Below are 19,259 nucleotides of genomic sequence, written 5' to 3'. Positions count from 1 at the left end.
TGTCCAGCGCTACGACGGGCTTCGCTTATGCGCAGCGCTCTGAATTCTCGGCGGTGCCGTCTCGGGCATCATCAGCATGGCACAGAATCCGGCCGCGCTAGCGACAAGCATGTACCAGGCGGGAGCCAGTGCGTTCCCGGTAACGTGGATCAACCAGGTGACGATGGGTTGAGCTGTGCCACCGAAGATCGCTATCGCAAAAGCGTAAATCGTCGCGAAGGCGCCGCCGCGGATGTTCTTGGGTAAACCTTCGGCCATGCTCACATAGAAGGCGCTATACGGGACCGTTCCGATGAAGGTGAGCGCGCCGAGGCCTCCGAGAAGTGCGATGGCACTGCGGCTCTCTACGATCCACCAGAATACCGGATAGGTCATCAGCAGCGCGGTGACCTGCGGCCATATCATGATGTGCCGGCGTCCGGCACGATCCGCAAGCCAACCGCCCAGCAGTGCGGCGCCAATTCCTACTGCATTGCTGACGAGCGTGGTGGCGAAGGCGAGAGGCGCAGAAACTTGCAAGGTATTCAGCGCATAGGTGGTCATATATTCCGTGATGTAGGTAAAAATTGTGCAACTGGCCAAAATGACGAGTCCCAAGCTCGCCATACGGCGGACGGCACGCAATCTCTTCGCACTCTCGACGACGGGAGCCGAAGCTTCCGGGCGGTGTAATGTCTCCGGCAGGGCGCTCCGCAGCCAAAGTCCGAACGGCAGCGTGCCGGCGCCGAGCAAGAACGCGATCCGCCAACCGTACGCGTCCAGTGCCTCACTTGTCATCGCGAGGGAGAGTATTTCTCCAACCAGCGCTCCGGCGGTTGCAGCTATCTGTTGGCTGGCAGGCTGAAACGAGACAGCAAGACCGCGGGCTTCGGCCGGGGCCGCTTCCATCAAATAGGCAGTAGTCGGACCGACCTCACCTCCCAGAGCGAAGCCCTGCACCAAACGTGCGAAAATGGCCAGCAACGGAGCGCCAATTCCTATCGTCTCGTACGATGGCGTAACAGCTAACGCGAGGATCGCGGCGCTCATCATGGCAAAGCTGGCAGTCATCGCGGGCCGGCGCCCGACCCGATCCGAGTACGAGCCGAGCGCGATGGCCCCTATCGGTCTGGTTACAAAACCCGCGCCAAACGTCCCGAGCGACAGCATGAGGCTGGCAAACGGGTCGCTCGCCGGGAAGAACGCCTGACCTATCTGGATTGCGAAAAAGGTATAGGTCCCGAAGTCGTAAAATTCGAGAATATTGCCGATCGTTGCGCCCAACACGACGCTGCCGGTCAGGCTTTCGTCCGGCGCAACGAGAATCGGCTTTCGATGCTCCGGAGCGAATTGACTGGCCATCCCCGATCCATCTCGGTCGCGATCTGTCCGAAGGCTTCGGCCAGCCAGGTTGCGCGCGCTGCTCTCCATCTAACCTACGCGCCGTCTATCTTGAGGCGGCCGGGTCGCGCGCCGATTCCCCAGATGTGGATGTAGCATGTCACGACGAAGCCCATCGTAACGCCTGCAATAAAGATGCCTGCTTCGTGCAGCCCGATTCAAGCCTTGCACTGATCGCGGCAATCGCCCGCAAAAATGAATAAAGGAAACCGGTGCAGCCATCGGGCGCGGGCAGTCGTTGTGGTCCTGCGCGATGGCGAGTTTGCGACAACATTGGCAGCCACCGAACAGGAGGCCTGCTTTCACACAGAAGGGCCGCCATGCGTGCATGCTGCGTTCAGCTGGCTGCGCGTGCGCGGAAGTGTCAGGCGATTGGCCCGGCTCTTTGCTCCACCACGTGGTAGTTGCGCGAAACTGCATGCTTTGTCGAGATTGTTCCCTGCAGAATAAGATCTTCGTGCGATCAAACGTAATGGGAGCTTGCATTGTTGATGGCACCTTGAAAACGGCCGACATCGCGCCGGCCGCCGCAGGCATCAGGCGGTGATATCCGGTCATGGCGAGCTGCAGCTCAGCTGGCCGCAAATGACAAGCGTGATGCGCCAGAATTGAGCCCCGAAAAGTGGAGTCAAAGGCATCAGCGATGGCGACGCGCCTCTGTGGGTGGATTGGATTCATCAATGTCGTCCTAGGATTATAGCCTTCCTTTCATATTGCGACGCTGCCGTCAGGTTATGGCCGCAAAGGCGTGCGGCCTCTGTAACCAATAGCGGTCGCGCTCCGCTCACGCATCTGCGTGCGCACGCTCGAAGCTCGATGGCAAAGCACGCCTGCAATCAAAAGTCGGTTCGCTGAAATGGACCCCGATTTTGGGACCAGAGGTTAGTTGGAAAAGGGCCGCTCCGTTTGATAGACGGAGGGCATGATGACGACGAAGACGAGACGCAAGATCGACGCGGCACTGAAGGCAAAGATTGCGCTGGAAGCCGTGCGGGAGCAGGCGACGGTGGCCGATCTGGCCCAGCGCTATGAGGTTCACCCGAACCAGATCTATGCCTGGAAGAAGCAACTGCTGGACCAGGCGGCGCGGGCCTTTGATGCGGGTGTCGGGCGCGAGAGCGAGGAAACGCGCGAACGCGAGATCGAGAAGCTGCACGCCAAGATTGGACAACTGACGGTCGAGCGCGATTTTTTAGCGCGGAGGTCCGGAAGATGAGCACGCCGGACCGTCGAGGAATGCTCGATCGCGCGGACAAGGCGCTGTCGATCCGTTGGCAATGCCTGTTGCTTGGCATCGCGCGCTCCGGGGTCTACCGGCCGCCCCGGCCGGCCAACGACAACGACCTTGCCCTGATGCGGCGGATCGACGAGCTCTTCATCGCCTGGCCGTTCCTGGGCTCGCGGCGAATGACCGCAATGCTGAAGGCTGAGGGGCTTCAGGTCAATCGCAAGCGCGTGCAGCGGTTGATGCGCAAGATGGGCATCGCGGCGCTGGGACCGAAGCCGAACACGACGAAGCCGGCGCCGGGCCACAAGATCTATCCTTATCTGCTGCGCAACATGACGATCGACCGGCCGAACCAGGTGTGGGCCGCCGACATCACGTATCTGCCCATCGGCCGTGGCTTTTCTTTATCTCGTCGCCATCATCGACTGGGCGAGCCGTGCGGTTCTGGCGTGGCGATTATCGAACACGATCGACGTCTCGTTCTGCGTGGCGGCTCTGGAAGGGGCGCTGGCGAAGTACGGCAGGCCGGAGATTTTCAATACCGACCAAGGCAGCCAGTTCACCAGCGCGGCCTTCACCGGCGCGTTGGCGGGCGCAGGGATCAAGATCTCCATGGATGGCCGCGGTCGTTGGATGGACAACGTCTTCATCGAGCGGCTGTGGCGGTCGCTAAAAGCATGAGGACATCTATCTCAAGGGCTATGCCGACGGCCGCGAGGCCAAGGCAGGGATCGCGAGCTGATCGCCTTCTACAACGATCGTCGCCTTCATCAGGCGCTCGGCTATCGCACGCCGATGGCGGTCTGGCGCGAACGGATGCAGGCCGCGAAGGCTGTGGAATGGTGGACAACGCTGACGCGTTGACCGCATGCCCACAGCAACAGCAGCAGACAGTGTCTCTGGCAGCGTGATAGGAAGTAATCAGGAGCGGTCAGTTTCCAACTAACAAACCGGCTCAAGCGGCCCCGCTCCGCGGGTCCATTTCAATCGGTCACGCCGACCGGGCCAAGCCATTGCGGGATTACCGTCAAGGCCTGATGCTGCCGTGCGAGCGCAAGAGCGTGGAGCCGATGGCTGCGGTGACGGCACCAGAGCGAACGGCGGCGCAGCACCGGTCTCTGTTGCATTTTGTCGGTGAGGGGCGCTGGTCGGACGAGCGGGTGCTGGCCAAAGTTCGCCAGATGGTTCTGCCGGCGATCGAGCGGCATGGGCCGATCGAGGCCTGGATCATCGACGACACGGGCTTTCCCAAGAAGGGCACGCATTCGGTGGGCGTGGCCCGGCAGTATTGCGGCCAGCTCGGCAAGCAGGACAATTGCCAGGTCGCGGTGTCGCTGTCGCTGGCCAATGCTCATGCGAGCCTGCCGGTGGCCTATCGCTTGTATTTGCCGGAGAGCTGGGCCTCTGACACTGCCCGCCGCCAGAAGGCAGGCGTGCCCGAGAAGATCGGCTTTCAGACCAAGCCGGAGATCGCGCTCGATCAGATCCGCGCGGCCTGTGCGGCGGGCTTGCCGCGCGCGTCGTGCTGATGGATGCGGGCTATGGCGCGCACATCGATCTGCGCACAGCCGTCACGGCGCTGGGGCTGCCCTACGTCGCTGGCATCCTGTCGAACACCACCGTGTGGGCGCCCGGCACCGGGCCTTTGCCGCCCAAACCTTACGTCCGGGGCCGCGGCCAGCCGACCAAACAGCTACGCCGTGATGCCAAGCACCAACCGGTCAAGGTCAAGGATTTTGCCTTAGTGTCCGACCGAAAAATAAGTTGAGTGATATCAGCGAGTTCTGATTCCATAGGTGTTGCGAAGCATCAAAGGGATCGAGAATGTGGACTGATATCACCCGGGCACAGTTTGCCCGAGAGGAGCTGCGTTTGCCAAGCGACTTGACGGATGCGGAATGGGGCGTGCTGGAGAGGTTGCTTCCTGTGCGGGCCAAGCGCGGGCGGCGCCCGAAATGGAGCTATCGCGACATCGTCGAGGCAGTACTCTATCTGCTGCGCGGCGGATTGCCGTGGCGCATGCTGCCGCCCACTCTGTTTCCACCAATGACCACGGTGCAGTACTATTTCTACCAATGGCGCGACAGCGGATTGTGGCAATCGATCAACCACGCACTCCTGATGCTGGCGCGCGAGGCGATCGGCCGGGAGGCCTCGCCGACGGCCGGCGTGATCGACAGCCAATCGGTCAAGACCACGGAAAGTGGCGGCCCTCGCGGCTACGACGCGGGAAAGAAGATCAAGGGTCGAAAGCGCCACATCGTCACCGACACCCAAGGGCTCCTGGTCGGAGCGATCGTTCACGCTGCCGACGTCCAGGATCGTGACGGCACGCCAGATGTCCTGTGCAGCATTCGCTACCGCTTCCCCTGGCTGCGCCATATCTTCGCCGATGGCGGCTATGCCGGCGAAAAGCTCAAGGCGGTGCTGGAAAAGATCGGCCGGTGGACTGTCGAGATCATCAAGCGCTCCGATGCCGCACAGGGCTTCGAGGTGCTTCCGCGCCGCTGGGTGGTCGAACGAACCTTCGCCTGGCTCGGCCGCAACCGCAGATTGGCCAAGGACTTCGAGCGAACCATCGAAAGCGCAACTGCCTGGCTCTTCCTCGCCTCTGTCCAACTCATGACAAGGCGCATCGCAGCGATAAAAACAGCAATGCAATTTTGAGTCAGGCTCTTAGCCTTCCGGCCAAGGCGTGGCGGACGATCACTTGGCGCAAGGGAAGCAATGTGCTCCTCAAGTCGCGTTTTGCGCGGCTGCGCATTCGCATTGCCCATCGCGACTTCAACCGCAGCGAACCTTGGCCGGAAGAATGGCTGTTGATCGAATGGCCGAAGGGAGAACAGGAGCCGACAAAATACTGGCTCTCAACTCTGCCGGAGAATATTGGCTTCGCCCGTCTTGTCGATCTGGCCAAACTGCGCTGGCGCATCGAGCGCGATTATCAGGAGCTGAAGCAGGAGGTCGGGCTCGGGCACTTTGAGGGGCGCGGCTGGCGCGGCCTCCATCATCACGCAACGCTCTGCATCGCAGCCTACGGATTCCTGATCTCCGAACGAGAGACGATTCCCCCCTCAGCACCTCGCTGCACCGCTCTCTTCTCGCAACTTGCCGTTCCCGACGGTTACAGACCCAGAGGATCCGCCATTGCGGCCTGAGCGTCACATTCCAAATTCGATCGCAACCATGCGCAGGCGGCTGGCCGACGCAATCATCAAGACCTTGCAACGATGCCCGTGTTGTCGACGCCGACAGCAAAACGTCAATCGTCGCCTGCGCTTATGACGCAGTAAGACTAGGTGGTGTGGACTCTAGGGATTCCCTTTTAGGCGCAAATCAGATTCCAGGCTGCTTTTGGGGAGGCAGTCTTGGGTGTGATGGACCGTTTGGCATTGAGCGACGCTGCTTGGGAACTGGCGCCGCTGATAATAGGTCGCCCCGACCAGAAGGGCTCCGCTGGGCGCGACAATGCGTAGTAGTCCAGGACAGTTGAGCCGGCCTTGACGAGCTGATCGATCAAGTCTTGCGCCTCAGACGAGTTCCGACATTGCATAGCCGCATTGCGGCAAGCATCAAGTTCCTTAAGCAGGCTATCCATTCGCTCTGCTGCATTGACATCGTCGCCACTCGAGGAAATGGGGACTGCGCCACCCGAAGTTCGCGGTTGGCCGGCGAGCGGCGCCGTTCTATCTTGAGGCCCGGAGCGCATACGCTCGACGACGGAGTCGAACGATTGGCCACCTTCCCCTGGGGCGAGATCGTACTGCGAGCGCGAACCGCTCGATCTCCACGTGCTGTCCGCTCCTGTAGGCCCAACGGGCGATTTATCTGGTCGGCCAATGCCGGTCATATTCCATCTCCGATCAGTGAGAATGTGTAGCCTACTAGCCCGCCCTATTCGTGAGAGCGCGGTATTTTGGTCCGACTGGTGCATCCGCACACCTCCGCTGACGAGGCGCACAGGATTGCCTTCGGCTTTTCACCGCCTGACGACCGGTACTTTGCAACGCGCTTGAGGGATGGGTTGGGTGAACGCGGGCGGACGCCCACCGGTCAAGGACCGAGCGGCAGCAGCGCGCCGGGCAAGCTGCGGATCAGGTCGGCTTCGGGACATGCCGCGGCGAACGCAAGGCGAATGCGGCTCTTGGTCTCGACAACCCGGGCGGCGATTTTCAAGAGCCGAAGACGCAGCGTCGCGAACTCGGCAGTGGCCAATTCCCGGACTTTGGGAATGGCGTCGCGCACGGTCAGCATCAGCCAATAAGCGGCGGTATGGAGAACGAGGCGGACTTGATTGGCGAGCGCCGAACGGCAACTGGTGCGATCGGAGGCGAGCTGCGTCTTATGCAGCTTGATCAGATTCTCGGCTTGGCCGCGCGCGCAATACAGGCTGTCGTAGATCCACTCGGCCGAGCCGACATCGAGGCTGGTGACGACGAAGCGGATGTGGAGGCCGAGCATCGTCGCCTCAATACGGGCGACGGTGCGTCGTTCGCGATCCCAGGACTTTGCCTTGTGGCGCGTCTCGGTATAGCCGCGCAGAACCGGCAGGTTCTCGATGGCGCGTCGCGTGCGGATGTCGTCGGCGACCGCGTCGACTTTTCTGGCGAGCGGCTTGGTGCCGGACAGACCGAAGATGTAGTCGATGCCGTTGGTCTCGCACCACGCCATTGCCTCCGGCCGGGCATAGTGCCCGTCGCCACGGAACGTAATTCGCGTGTTGTGCCACCGCGTCCGGATATGCCGTACCAGGCGGCGCAGATGGGCACGCACCTCGACGCCGCCCGGCGTCTTGCCGGGCCGCAGCACGACCGCCACGGGCCGGCTCTTCTCCGTGTCGTAGACGTGGATCGGCAGGAAGCAGCGTTCGTCATAATGAGCGTTGAACAGCGAGAGCTGCTGATGGCCGTGGACGACATCGCAGGTATCATCGATGTCGAGCGTGACGGATGCCGGCTCGCGCGGGTAGCTATCCATCCATGCGTCGACCAAAGTGTAGGTCAGTCGGATCACGTCGCGCAGGCGCGGAGCATTCTCCAGACGCGACAGCGTCGGTTGGGAACACAGATCGCGACCCGTGTCCGGCAGCCGTCCGCAGGCCAGCTTGAATGCGGGATCGGACCGCAGATGATCGAGGTCGTCGGCGTCCTCGTAGCCGCAGCAGATCGCGAACATGCGCGCGCGGAACATATCGACCAGGCTGTGCACGACCCGCGTCGGATCGCGCCGATCCGGGAACACCCGGGCCAAATTGTCGGCCAAGCCGAGACGCCGCTCGGCCATCGCCAGAAGCATCACGCCCCCGTTCGAGGTCAGCCGACCGCCATCGAAGGCAGCTGTGACTTTCTTGGCGTGAACGGCTGGAAACGAGAAGGGCAGAATCGTATCGTCGGTCATGGCGGGCGTGGTGTTCGCGGCTGAAGGTGATGGGGTTGGCTTTGCAACCGAATCCTACGCCGCATCAGCGCTTTACACCACGCTCGCCAGCCTCTCAGGCGCCCTCTGACGAATAAGACGGGCTAGATGGGCCGCCTGGCCGACGAAAAGCGTTCTCTCGGATTCACAAGGAAATCCAAATCGACAGGTGCGGGATAGTCAACTGCATCATGACCGCGGCCGCCATAACGATATGCTTGCAGCCCGCGCCGGCATCCGCCGTGACGGCAATCCTTGAGAACCGGCAGCTATGCAGGCGCCTTTATCTGCGGAAGGCCACAACATTCCCCGCCGCGGGTACATGGAAACCTCTCGCGCTGCGATCGCTATTCACCGCTGACGCACCTCTGACCATTCAACAGAGATGGTAACGTTCGATAGGATAAGCTTCCGCCCACGCGCATCAAGTGTGGAACTTTGGAAAGCTGTTGCCTGCCATCAAAGCCGGCGGGAAGATCAAAGCCATCATCGATGATATGAAGCGGCTCGAGGCCAGACAAGCGAAGTCGAGGGAGAACCTCGCGAACGCGGCAGAGCCGCCGCCTCTCCTACATCCGATATGACGGATATCAGCGTCAGTGCCTAGGTGCGGCAGGCCACAGCATGCGAGTTGACATAGCTGCTTTCCTGGCAGCTCGTCAGCTTCTGGACAGCCGACTCTCCTACGATAGCAATCGGGTCTCTCGCCGAAGGAACTGCTGACGCTGAGCTATCCATTGGGCGGACCTGCAAGAGACCATGTTCCCAAAGGCAACAAGGAGAGCAGCATGGACTTCAACCGAATCGGCGGTGCCGGGCCGTCAAGGTCCCCAGAGGAGTACGCCTGGAATCAAGAGGATGAAGATTACCTTCGTCAGTTCCTGGATGAAGCAAGGACGAACGAGGCGGGGCCATCATCGGCTGCCCCTGAGGAAACATATGATGTCTCATGGGCGGTTCCCGAGAGATTTTCCCATGGTTCTCAACCCGCCCCGCAACGAATGATCGAGAGACTGTCCCACCACGGTCTTTTGCCGGACGCGGACCAGCCGACGATGTCCTACGAGATCCGGGGTCACCGCTATACGGCCACGCAGGACCCGACCAGCGGCACTCGTCTCATCCACAATCCTCCGGAGGACCAGAGGATGGGCGAGGGGCCGCAGGGCGTACCAGATTTCGGAGCATTCTTCCGGGAGACCTGCCGTCGCAACGTCCCGCTGCCGGAGCAGTGGGCCCCGCTGGCCCTGATCGAGAAGCTGCGCGAGGCGGGTTACATGCCTACCCCTAACCACCCAACAACCATCGCGCTCGACGGCAAGCTGCACAAAGCCGAATTAATCGAAGGAGGGTTCGTCAGACTTACGCGGCAAGGGTGAGACTGCAGACGATGACTGAACCAGCCCGTGGCTAGCGTCCTGCCTGTTACATGGTCGCCAGAGCTAAGCAACCGGGTTAGAGCGGCAATTCTTGTTGCAGGCTGCTTTGAGAATGCGAGGGTCTGAGGCTTTGAGCCTCAGAACCTCGCAATTCCGCTTTCCAAACGCCCTTCGCGGATGAAGCATGTCTCCCTATCCACGTCCGAGGAGGGATGCGCCGAAGATGTACCCAACGATGGGATCAGGCGATCTGTTCTGGGCCAGGCTGGACCGGATCAGCAAAGCGCGAATTGGTTCTGCTCGCCGGCCAGATCGATGGGATTGGATCGACAGCGAGTCGTGCCGCTTATCGCGAGAATGTTGGCCGGATTTCGCGACGCACTTCATGATCGGGCTGCTGTTGCTCAAGCGCACTTGCGGGCTCTCCCGGCAACGGCGGAACAGCTTTTTTAGTCGATCCGGAGCCCACCCGCGCGAGCAAATATGGAGGCGCCAATAGCCGACACGGCGGCTCCAGTGGGCGATCGTCTTTATGCGCAGCGAAGCCCAGCGGTAAGCGGCAAACTGAGGCCGTTCAGGCGGCGTGGTTCCATGGCATAAGTGTCTCATCCTGTTTTGCCAGCCGTTGGTAGTCGTCCGTTAAGAATCCGAATTGAGCGGGATGGGACATGTGAACGTGCGCCATATCCGGATCAGGAACAGGTCCAAGAAATCTCTCAGCCAGGCGAGGATGCGGCGGAAGTTGTGGCCTACGGCGGAGAGGACGACGTTGGCGGCGTCTCCTGCGCGGCCTTTGAGGTAGCAGCGCCCGAGGTGACCTTCGGCCTTCAGGTGTCCGATGATGGGCTCGATGGCGGATCGGCGGCGCAACTCGCGCTTGATGATCCCGAAGACGCCGCGCTTCTGGCCGGAGATGAAGACGCGACGTGGATTTTGAGCGTCGTGGCCGCGATACCCCTTGTCGACATAGGCCCGCTCGATCGGACAGCCGGTGAGTGCCTCGGTGCGGTCGATGACGTCGCGCAGGGTGTGACCGTCATACGGATTATCGGGCAGCGCCCTGACGTGTAGCACGAACAGACCGCCGGGAGCTCGGCGGTTGTTGGTGACGATGGAAGCCTTGACGCCGAACTCGTACGGCGCGGAGGCCTTGCCCTTGCCGATGCACTCCACCTCCGGGGCATGGAAAGAATAAAGCTTCCAGCCGCGTTGGCGCTGCTGCTGCGAGCGGATCTGGCTGGCCCGGCCAAGCGGAAGGGCGAACGCCTCCTCCAGGGCTGGCTGGCCGTCGATCTTGCGGCGGATATCGCGGATGATCCGGCCGAGCCTTGAGCGCAGGATACGCAACTGCCGCTGATGCCGCCTGAATTGTTTGGCATGGGCGTAGCGGCCCGCCATCATCGCGGCGGCCTTGGCGATCCGAGAATAGGACTGCCGCAGCCTGACGCCGTGCCTTCTCGCCAGGCGATTGAGCCCCTTGATGGCCGCATGCAGCAGCTTGGCGTCGGTCGGAAAGGTGATGGCCTTTGGCTGCACCGTGGTATCGACCGTGACCCGCTTGAGGTCCTGGCCGCGTAACGCGCCGGCCTCGTGCGCCACCCGCAGGCTCTCGGCCAGCAGCAGTTCCAGCTTGTCGCCGAGCCGCTTGCGCCAATGGCTCAGGTCCGATCGCTCGTGCGGGAAGGCGTGCTGGAAGAACTCTTCGCCGGTGAAGTACTGGAAATACGGGTCGTGGACCCAGCGCTCGCAAATCCCCTCATCGGACAGCCCGTAAATCTGCTTGAGCAACAGCAGCCCGATCATGAAGCGGGTCTCGATCCCCGGCCGGCCGTTCTCGCTGTAGAGCGGCGCGATCTCGCCGTCGATCCAGTCCCAATCGATCTTGCCGGCCAACAGAACCAGCTCGTGCTTCAGATTGATGATCTGGTCCAGCCGCGCCCGGAACAGGTCGTTCGATCCCGTCGTCTTGTGCTTCTTCGGTCGCATCGTCCCCTCCGATGCAACACAGAATCATGGTCCGCTGCGAAAGGGAATCTGGAGGGTTCTGTGAGGTCGCGCTCACGCGAGGGCGCGGCAGGCGCTTATGACGCGACCTCATTGAAGCCGGATTGAACGAAGGCGCGGGAGGCTATTCGCGGTTTTGCAGCTATGGGGATTGTTCGAGATCGCCATGCCCGATCTGCTGGCTCGGCGCGTGAGGCAGAGACACAGGAGTGCGCATCCTGGAAGAGTTGAGATCAGACGCGCTTCGCCTGAGATCGCGATAGGCCTTTTGCTGCATCGGACGGTTGTTGTCGCGCAGTGTGACAGCACGGATTCGACATCGTCCGCGATGATCGAGACGCTGGGAGCGAAATGACGAATGATGATCGTCGTGCACGACATGACTTGGCTCACGATGTGTCGCATCGGAACGGTGATGTTCGAGGGCTGGGGCGTCTGAAGCTATGTCGAAAGCGCTCAATGATGCGCATGACGCCACCACAATCGGGACAGGCAGGAACCTCGGCCCAGGTTTGAGCCTCCGAATCCACAGGCGACGGCTGGCCATCGTTTGGGGCTGTTCGCTCATGATCGAGAAGTTCGCGGCAAAGGGCGAGCTTGGCAGCGCGATGGCGGTTGGCCATGAAGCCGAAGTGGCGGATGCGGTGGAAGCCGTCAGGCGGCGTATGAAGCAGGAAACGGCGAATGAACTCATCGGGCTTGAGATTCATGATCTTTGTCGCGCTGTTTTGGCGATAGTCCTTCCATGAGAAGGCGACATGATCGTCGTCGAGTGCGACGAGCCGGCTGTTGGCGATCGCGACGCGATGGGTGTAGCGGCCGAGATAGGCCAGGACCTGTGCGGGTCCGCCGAAGGGCCGCTTGGCGTAAGCAACCCAGTTGATGCGTCGCATGGCGTCGAGGTGGGCCGCAAAGGCAGCCGGCTCGGCCAGAGCTCCGAGATCGCCGAAGAAACGCAAGGCACCGGAGTTGAAGGCTGCCGACAGACGTTTGAGAAAAAGTGTGCGAAATAGTCTGGACAACGGTTTGACGGCCAGGAAGAAGTTCGGTCGGCAAGCGGTCCAGCGCGCGCCATCGGGCGAGAGGCCGCCACCCGGAACGACGCAATGGACGTGGGGATGATGCATCAGCGTCTGTCCCCAGGTGTGGAGGACGGCGACGCCGCCGATCGCACCGCCGAGCCGGCGTGGATTGGCGGCGAGCGTCGTCATCGCCTCGGCGGCAGCCTTGAACAGGATGGCATAGACGACGGCCTTGTTCTGGAAAGCGATCGCGGCGATCGGTGCGGGAAGTGTAAAGACGACGTGGAAATAGGGAACCGGAAGCAGGTCGGCTTGACGCGCGGCGAGCCACGCGGCTCGGGCTCTCCCCTGACACTTCGGACAGTGCCGATTGCGGCAGGAATTATAGGCAACGCGTGTCGTGCCGCAGTCGTCGCAAGCCTGCATGTGGCCGCCGAGCGCCTCGGTCCGGCACGCAACGATCGCGCTCATCACGCGCCGCTCGACCCGCCCCAGATGACCGGCATGTACACGGCGATAGGCGTCGCCATGCCGGCGCAGAATATCGGCAATCTCGATGGCGGGCCTGTTGGAGCGGATGTCGGAGCGGGTCATGACCCGCATCCCGCTGCGGGTCATCCAGGTGGCGTCACCTCCAGCGACAGGCGATCGAGCGGGCTCTGCGTCGCTCGGATCGTATCGGTGGCGACCTGCGTGTAGCGCGCTGTCGACGACAAATTATTGTGCCCGAGCAAGACCTGGATGATCCGGATATCGGTTCCGTTCTCGAGAAGATGTGTCGCGAAGCTGTGGCGCAGCGTGTGCAGCGTGACGCGCTTGGTCAGGCCCGCAGCCTTCACCGCCGACCGGCAGGCGGCATGCAGCACGGTCTGATCGATCGGATGATCTTCGTCACGACCAGGGAACAGATAAAGCCGCGGCCGGGCGAGCCGCCAGTAGGTGCGCAGGATGCCCAGCAGCTGGGGCGACAGCATCACGTTGCGATCCTTCGCGCCCTTGCCGTGGCGCACCTGGATGACGCCGCGGGCGCTGTCGATGTCTTCGATCCGCAGTCCCGCAACCTCCGAGGCCCTGAGCCCGGCCGCATAGGCGGTGGTGAGCGCGGCGCGGCTCTTCAGGCTCGATACCGCTTCAAGAAACTGAACCACTTCGTCGGCGCTGAGAACGACCGGCAGCTTGCGCGGTTCTCGCGCATAGGGAATGCGCTCTGGGATGAGCGCCTCGCCGAGCGTGACGCCGTAGAAAAACCGTAGCGCACAGACGATCTGGTTCAGCGCCGGCCATGAGATGCCGGTCGAGACCAAATGCACCTGGAAGGCGCGGACGTCTTCCAGCTCTAACCGGTCAGGCGATCGGCCAAAATAGCGGCTGAACTTCGAAACCGCGCTGATGTAGGATCTTTGCGTCGCCGGCGACAGATTGCGGACGGTCATGTCTTCGATCATGCGGCGGCGAAGAGGGCTCAAATGTAAGCGTAGCTCTGCGGCCCTTTTGAATGGCGCTTGACGCCTATTTTGTTCGCGTGGCGCGTCGCCGCGGCTTCCTTGTGTCGGACAACGCGTTGACGGCGGCTTCGAGTGCCTTCCGGTCGACGACGTTGGGATCGAACCGCTCCGGGCCCCAGAGGCGCATGTGTCCGTGCTCGGGATGGGCGGGGTCGCTGATGGCGGCGAGGTATTCGGCATAGCCTGGCGCACCGCCGACGTCTTCCGGAGGACAACGACCGGCGGCCTCGAGCAGGAAGGGAAGCCCCTCCGTCGTGGTGTTCTCGAACCATTTTTCGAGCTTGATCACATGGTCCCAGCTGTCGCCGAAGTCATAGAGATAGTGGATCGTCTTGGCGCCGGTCTCGCGAACGATATCGCACAGCCGCGCTTTGCGGGCATCCATGGGCTGGTGACCGTAATCATTGTCGGGGTCGGGAATCCCCCAATGTGCCTCACCAGCAAAGAACTCGAAGAGGTGACTGTTCGTCCAGCCGAATGCCTCCTGAAGCGTCAGATGCAGCCGATCAAGGCGCAGGGTGACGGGTACGACAAGGCGACGCATCACCTCCGGCTTCACATCCTTGAGGGTCACCTTGATCCGGACCGCGGTCGTGTTCAGGCTCATGCCGCCAGCCTCGGATCGCGTGTATGCATCGTATAGGTCGACGCCCAGGGAAGCAGTTCGTCCAGTCGCGCTGCAGGCCAACCATTGACGAGCTTGGCGAGAACGTCAGCGAGCCAGTGCTCGGCACTGACGCCATTGAGCTTACAGGTCTCAATGAGCGAAGCCAGCAATGCCCAATTCCCGGCGCCTTCGTCGCAACCGGCAAAAAGAGAGTTCTTGGCGTTGAGCTTGATCGGTCGCATCGCACGCTCGACAGCATTCGTGTCCATTTCGATGCGCCCATCATCAAGATAGAGCGTCAGGCCGTCCCAATGACGTAGTGCATAGCGCAAAGCCTTCGCCGTGTCGCTCTTCTGCGCAAGGTGATCGAGCTTGGCCTCAAACCACTGCTTCAAGGCTGCAACCAGAGGCCGGGTATGCGCTTGTCGGCCAGCACGGCGCTCGTCCGCAGATCGGCCGCGGAGGCCTTCTCGACCGCGTAAAGCTGGGCGATGCGCTCAAGAGCCTCGCGGGCAACCGGAGCTGGCGCAGGCGCAGCCTCCCGCTCGATCTTCACAAACTGGCGCCGCAGATGCGACCAGCAGAAGGCGAGCGTCCCGGACAGGGCGTCCGCACGCGTCTCTCGGGTCATGGTCTTGTAAGCCTGATAGCCGTCGCAGTGGATGATGCCGCGATAGCCCTCCAGCAGCCGCAAGCCATGAACGGCGCCGCGGCCCGGTGCATAGGCATAGACTACCCCAGGCGGATCAGGTCCGGCCCAAGGCCTGTCATCGCGTGACAGCGCCCAGAAGTAGCCGGTTTTTGTTCTGCCGCGCCCCGGATCCAGCACCGGCGCCGGGGTCTCATCGACACAGAGCTTCGAGGAGGCGAGCAGAAGCTGGCGCAGACGATGCCACACGGGCTTCAATTCCTGGGCGGCATAGCCGACCCAGAAGGCGAGCGTGGAACGATCCAGCGCTATTCCGTGCGTCGCCAGCATCTGCGCCTGGCGGTAAAGCGGCAAATGCCAGTGATACTTGGCATCGATCACATGCGCGACCAGCCGCTCGGTGGGCAATCCTCCCCTGATCAATCGCTCGGGAGCCGCGTGCTGCAGGACGACGCCATGACAGGCGCGGCAGGCCAGCTTGGGACGGCGGGTGATGATGACGCGATACTGCGCCGGAACGACGTCGAGCCTCTGGCTCTCATCCTGACCAATCTCGAAGAGGTTGCCCTTACAAGACGGGCAGCAGCTCTCGGCCGGCATCATAGTCTCGATGACGCGCGGCAAATGCTCCGGCAGCTGACCACGGTTGGCTCTGCGCGCGGCAGCTCTCTTCTCGCCTGTTTTGGGATTGGCACGATTCTCGGCGGCTTCGAGAGCCGCAACGGCCTGATCGATATCCTCCAGAACAAGCTGCAGCTGATCAGCGTCCAGCTTTTCCGAGGACCGACCGAACTGCGCATCTTTCGCAAGCTTGAGCAACCGCTCGAGCCGGGCGCAGCGATCCAGCAGAGCCGCGGCAAAGGCACGCAACTCGGCTGGATCGCTCGGTAGCTCATCAGGCAAATCACTCATTGGCCCGAGCTTGCCATGCTTCGCGTCACGATGCAGCGATGATTTGCATTTTTACGCAAGCGCTTTCGGCTGCGGGATCCGAGGCGCGCGCATGCGCGTCCAATCCATGCCGGCCAGCAGTGCTGACAGCTGGGCCCCATTCATCCGCATCACACCGGCCACGATGGGTGGCCATTTGAAGCCGCTGCCATCGAGCCGCTTCCAGTACATCACAAGGCCGCTGCCATCCCAGACGACGATCTTCACCCGATCGGCGCGCTTCGCACGGAACACCACCGCCACGCCCTTCATCGGGTCATGGCCCAGCGTATCCTTCGCCAGCAGCGCCAAGCCCTCTGCACCCTTCCTGAAGTCCACAGGTTGCGTCGCCACGTAGATCATGAGGCTCGCCGGCATCGTCAGCATGAACGTGTCCGTCGCAGCGCAATGAACACATCGCTCAACGCAGCAAGGCCAGGCGCCCCGCGCACCTCCACGCGCGCGCCCTGGAACTCAACCGTAACAATGGCTGCTTCCGGCGAACCGGAGGGCTCTGCGGCCGCAGGCAACGCTAATTCCGACACCACCGGCACGAACGACAGCGTGTCCGCCGACGCCGGCAATACCAACTGGCCCAAACGCGCCCGGCGCCGCCAATCATGCACCTGCTGGGGCCGGCAGCCATGGCGACGAGCGACGTCTGTTACAACCGCCCCCGGTTCGAGGCTTTCCGCCGCAATCTGCGCCTTCAAATCATCCGGCCAGCGCTTTCGACCTGCGCCAGCGAACACTTCAATACGCGGTGACAACGGTCGTCTTATGTCGTCAGAATGGTCGTCCATTGTGAGCACCCTTCCAGAAGATGACTCTTCTAACGGTGCTCTCAAGACTCCGCACAAACAATCAGACGGGCCTCGGCGCTACGCTTACGCTCAAATCGGCCATCTCGATACTCCTGTCTGAGGGGGTGGGCTCCAACACCCACATCCTCTCAGCCAGGAGGCGATCTATGCCACCTTGCCCCCTACGCCGCGGCAGCGGCTTCGTTGAATCCACAATCGAATTTGCAGGCTTTGGCGGTCTTTACCTCCCAATCCCTGCAATCTCAAACCGTCTCAAATCCGAAAAACAGACTCTCGCTCAATCGCTTAGAGCCTTGTTCACGGACGACTTGGTAATGTGCTTGAAGCGTAAGGGTAACCCACCCACTCCACCAGACGAGGTCTCTTTCAGTCTCTTTGCCGCTTACAGTCTCTCAGATCGGACTGAATTGTTGTGGTGAGGGAAAACGACCCGAGATATCTCGATTGAGAGACCTTTGGCTGCCGCATAAGCCCCGCTCTTTGGGTATGACACGCAAGTCTGCTCCTGCAGAGGAGCGGAGCCAACGATCATGCGCCAGTCCCAACTAGATGCAGAACGTCCGTTAAAACATATTTTCTTTCTCGCGTTCGAATTGCATGTTTCGCGGGATCGTGAGCACGGATTTCAGGGGATCGTGAGCAGAGATTTCAGACGATCGTGAGCACGGATTTCGCGGGATCGTGAGCAGCTTTTCAGCAACTCAGCCCGCTTCGGCCGACAACTCAACCGGCTTAGGAACTGCCTCGTCAGTGAACGAGGAAGGCCGATGCCCACCCAGAGATTGTCGATGCGCCGGATCAAAGAGGTTCTCCGCTTAAAACATGTTCAAGGCTTGCCGGAGCGAGCCATCGCGCGCACCTTGGGCATCAGCAACGGCGCCGTGCACAGCTATCTACGCCGAGCCGGGGCTGCCGGGCTGAACTGGCCGTTGCCGGCCGGAATGAGCGACGAGGACCTGGAGCTGCTGCTTTTCCCGGCGCCGAGGCCTGCGTCGCAGAGCCCCCAGCGGGCCGTTCCCGACTGGGGCTATGTCGACAAGGAGCTGCGCCGACGCAACGTGACCCGTCGGCTGCTGTGGGACGAGTATCGCGCCACCCATCCCGATGGCTTCGGCTACACCTGGTTCTGCACGACGTACGAGGCCTGGAAGGGGCGAGCCCGGCCTTCGATGCGGCAGACGCATCTGGGCGGCGAGAAGGTTTTCGTGGATTTCGCCGGCGACACCATCGACGTCATCGATCCCTCAAACGGGGAAGTGCAGTCGATGAAGCTGTTCGTCGCGGCGATGGGCGCCTCCAACTATACCTATGCCGAGGCCTGTCCAAGCGAGGGGCTCGCCGACTGGATCCGGGTCCACATCAATCTTTTCGCCTTCCTCGGCGGCGTGCCGACATTCGTAGTCTGCGACAATCTCAAGGCCGCCGTCACCAATCCCGACCGCCACGATCCCGGCCTCAACCGAACCTATGCCGAGATGGCGAGCCATTACGGCACGGCCATTCTCGCAGCCCGGCCGCGGCGCCCAAAAGATAAGGCAAAGGTCGAAGTTGCGGTGCAAGTCGCCCAGCGATGGATTCTGGCGCGGCTGCGCAACCAACGCTTCTTTTCGTTGGCGGAGCTGAACGCAGCCATCAAAACACTCGTCGTCGAACTCAATGCAAGGTAGATGCGCGACTTTGGCGCCAGTCGCGCCGAACTGTTCGCCGAGCTCGACAAGCCCAAGCTTACAAAGCTGCCGGACCAGGCTTACGCTTTCGCACGCTGGAAGCGATGCCGGATCGGCCCCGACTATCATATCGAGATCGATGGACACTGGTATTCCGCGCCGTATCGGCTCATCCGTGAGCTTGTCGACGCACGCATCGATGACAGAACGGTCGAGATCTTCCACAACGGCCGCAGGATCGCCAGCCACGCCCGCGCGCCCAACCGGCGGGGCCACACCACCATCGCCGACCATATGCCCAGCGCCCATCGGCGCTACGGTCAATGGACGCCCGCCGGAGTGATCGTCGCCGGCGAGCGGATCGGTCCGTCGACCGCCGCCTTCTTCCAGGCCGTGATCGCGGCCCGGCCGCATCCCGAGCAAGGCTTTCGCACCTGCCTCGGCATTCTGTCACTGGTCAAAAGCTACAGCGCGGAGCGCGTCGAAGCGGCCTGCCGGCGCGGCATTCTGATCAAGGCGCGATCCGTCGCCTCGATCCGCTCCATCCTCCAGAACGGTCTGGATCGTACCTTTCTCGACGAGCCCTCCGAACACCAACCCCTGCGCCACGGCAACATCCGCGGCCGCGATTATTTTCACTGAAGCCAAG

The 19,259-nt window shown here is 61.8% G+C and carries 10 protein-coding genes and 6 pseudogenes; 7 read left to right on the top strand and 9 right to left on the bottom strand.

Annotated features, from left to right (window positions below):
- Nucleotides 1-9: 9 nt before the first annotated feature.
- Nucleotides 10-1,341, bottom strand: coding sequence for an MFS transporter (locus HAP41_RS45055; protein ID WP_166071929.1), 1,332 nt, complete (start codon nucleotides 1,339-1,341; stop codon nucleotides 10-12).
- 964 nt (nucleotides 1,342-2,305) lie between these two features.
- Between HAP41_RS45055 and HAP41_RS45050 the strand changes: the two are divergent.
- From HAP41_RS45050 to HAP41_RS45030, 5 genes and pseudogenes are all read left to right on the top strand, one after another.
- Nucleotides 2,306-3,472 (top strand): annotated as a pseudogene (locus HAP41_RS45050) (IS3 family transposase).
- A 116-nt stretch (nucleotides 3,473-3,588) separates the two neighbouring features.
- Nucleotides 3,589-4,349: pseudogene (locus HAP41_RS45045) on the top strand (IS701 family transposase); the annotation flags it as partial.
- Between the two features lie 83 nt (nucleotides 4,350-4,432).
- Nucleotides 4,433-5,275: an IS5 family transposase gene (locus HAP41_RS45040; protein WP_166060442.1), complete on the top strand. Its 843-nt coding sequence runs from the start codon at nucleotides 4,433-4,435 to the stop codon at nucleotides 5,273-5,275.
- A pseudogene (locus HAP41_RS45035) lies at nucleotides 5,230-5,766 on the top strand (IS701 family transposase); the annotation flags it as partial. The gene HAP41_RS45040 and the pseudogene HAP41_RS45035, both read left to right, overlap by 46 nt.
- Before the next feature lie 219 nt (nucleotides 5,767-5,985).
- Nucleotides 5,986-6,078: pseudogene (locus tag HAP41_RS45030) on the top strand (IS5/IS1182 family transposase); the annotation flags it as partial.
- A gap of 583 nt (nucleotides 6,079-6,661) precedes the next feature.
- Here HAP41_RS45030 and HAP41_RS45025 read toward each other — a convergent pair.
- The gene (locus HAP41_RS45025; protein ID WP_166071930.1) at nucleotides 6,662-8,005 is read right to left on the bottom strand and encodes an IS1380 family transposase; all 1,344 of its coding nucleotides are present in this window, start codon (nucleotides 8,003-8,005) and stop codon (nucleotides 6,662-6,664) included.
- An 806-nt stretch (nucleotides 8,006-8,811) separates the two neighbouring features.
- Between HAP41_RS45025 and HAP41_RS45020 the strand changes: the two genes are divergently transcribed.
- On the top strand, nucleotides 8,812-9,402 hold the full coding sequence (locus HAP41_RS45020; RefSeq protein ID WP_166071931.1) for a hypothetical protein: 591 nt from the start codon (nucleotides 8,812-8,814) through the stop codon (nucleotides 9,400-9,402).
- Between the two features lie 639 nt (nucleotides 9,403-10,041).
- Here the strand turns inward: HAP41_RS45020 and HAP41_RS45015 are convergent.
- The 7 genes and pseudogenes from HAP41_RS45015 to tnpA form a co-directional block, all read right to left on the bottom strand.
- Nucleotides 10,042-11,388: an IS5 family transposase gene (locus HAP41_RS45015; protein WP_166053956.1), complete on the bottom strand. Its 1,347-nt coding sequence runs from the start codon at nucleotides 11,386-11,388 to the stop codon at nucleotides 10,042-10,044.
- A gap of 407 nt (nucleotides 11,389-11,795) precedes the next feature.
- On the bottom strand, nucleotides 11,796-13,022 hold the full coding sequence (locus HAP41_RS45010; RefSeq protein WP_166061603.1) for an IS91 family transposase: 1,227 nt from the start codon (nucleotides 13,020-13,022) through the stop codon (nucleotides 11,796-11,798).
- Between the two features lie 20 nt (nucleotides 13,023-13,042).
- Nucleotides 13,043-13,861: a tyrosine-type recombinase/integrase gene (locus HAP41_RS45005; RefSeq protein ID WP_321576658.1), complete on the bottom strand. Its 819-nt coding sequence runs from the start codon at nucleotides 13,859-13,861 to the stop codon at nucleotides 13,043-13,045.
- 76 nt (nucleotides 13,862-13,937) lie between these two features.
- A complete protein-coding gene (locus tag HAP41_RS45000; RefSeq protein WP_166055583.1) occupies nucleotides 13,938-14,540 on the bottom strand; it encodes a plasmid pRiA4b ORF-3 family protein in 603 nt (200 codons plus the stop codon).
- A pseudogene (gene tnpC / locus HAP41_RS44995) lies at nucleotides 14,537-16,101 on the bottom strand (IS66 family transposase). Before tnpC ends, HAP41_RS45000 begins: the two are co-directional and overlap by 4 nt.
- Before the next feature lie 51 nt (nucleotides 16,102-16,152).
- Nucleotides 16,153-16,506, bottom strand: coding sequence for an IS66 family insertion sequence element accessory protein TnpB (gene tnpB / locus HAP41_RS44990; RefSeq protein ID WP_166055720.1), 354 nt, complete (start codon nucleotides 16,504-16,506; stop codon nucleotides 16,153-16,155).
- Complete coding sequence (gene tnpA, locus HAP41_RS44985; protein WP_166055731.1) at nucleotides 16,500-16,922, bottom strand: IS66-like element accessory protein TnpA; 423 nt, start codon at nucleotides 16,920-16,922, stop codon at nucleotides 16,500-16,502. Before tnpA ends, tnpB begins: the two co-directional genes overlap by 7 nt.
- 788 nt (nucleotides 16,923-17,710) lie before the next feature.
- Between tnpA and istA the strand changes: the two are divergent.
- Nucleotides 17,711-19,252, top strand: a pseudogene (istA, locus tag HAP41_RS44980) (IS21 family transposase).
- Nucleotides 19,253-19,259: the final 7 nt, after the last annotated feature.

Origin of the sequence: Bradyrhizobium barranii subsp. apii, from assembly GCF_011516635.5 — a bacterium.
Taxonomy (GTDB): domain Bacteria; phylum Pseudomonadota; class Alphaproteobacteria; order Rhizobiales; family Xanthobacteraceae; genus Bradyrhizobium; species Bradyrhizobium barranii.
The sequence above is the reverse complement of the archived record's forward strand: the minus strand, read 5'-3'. Positions and strand labels throughout refer to the sequence as shown.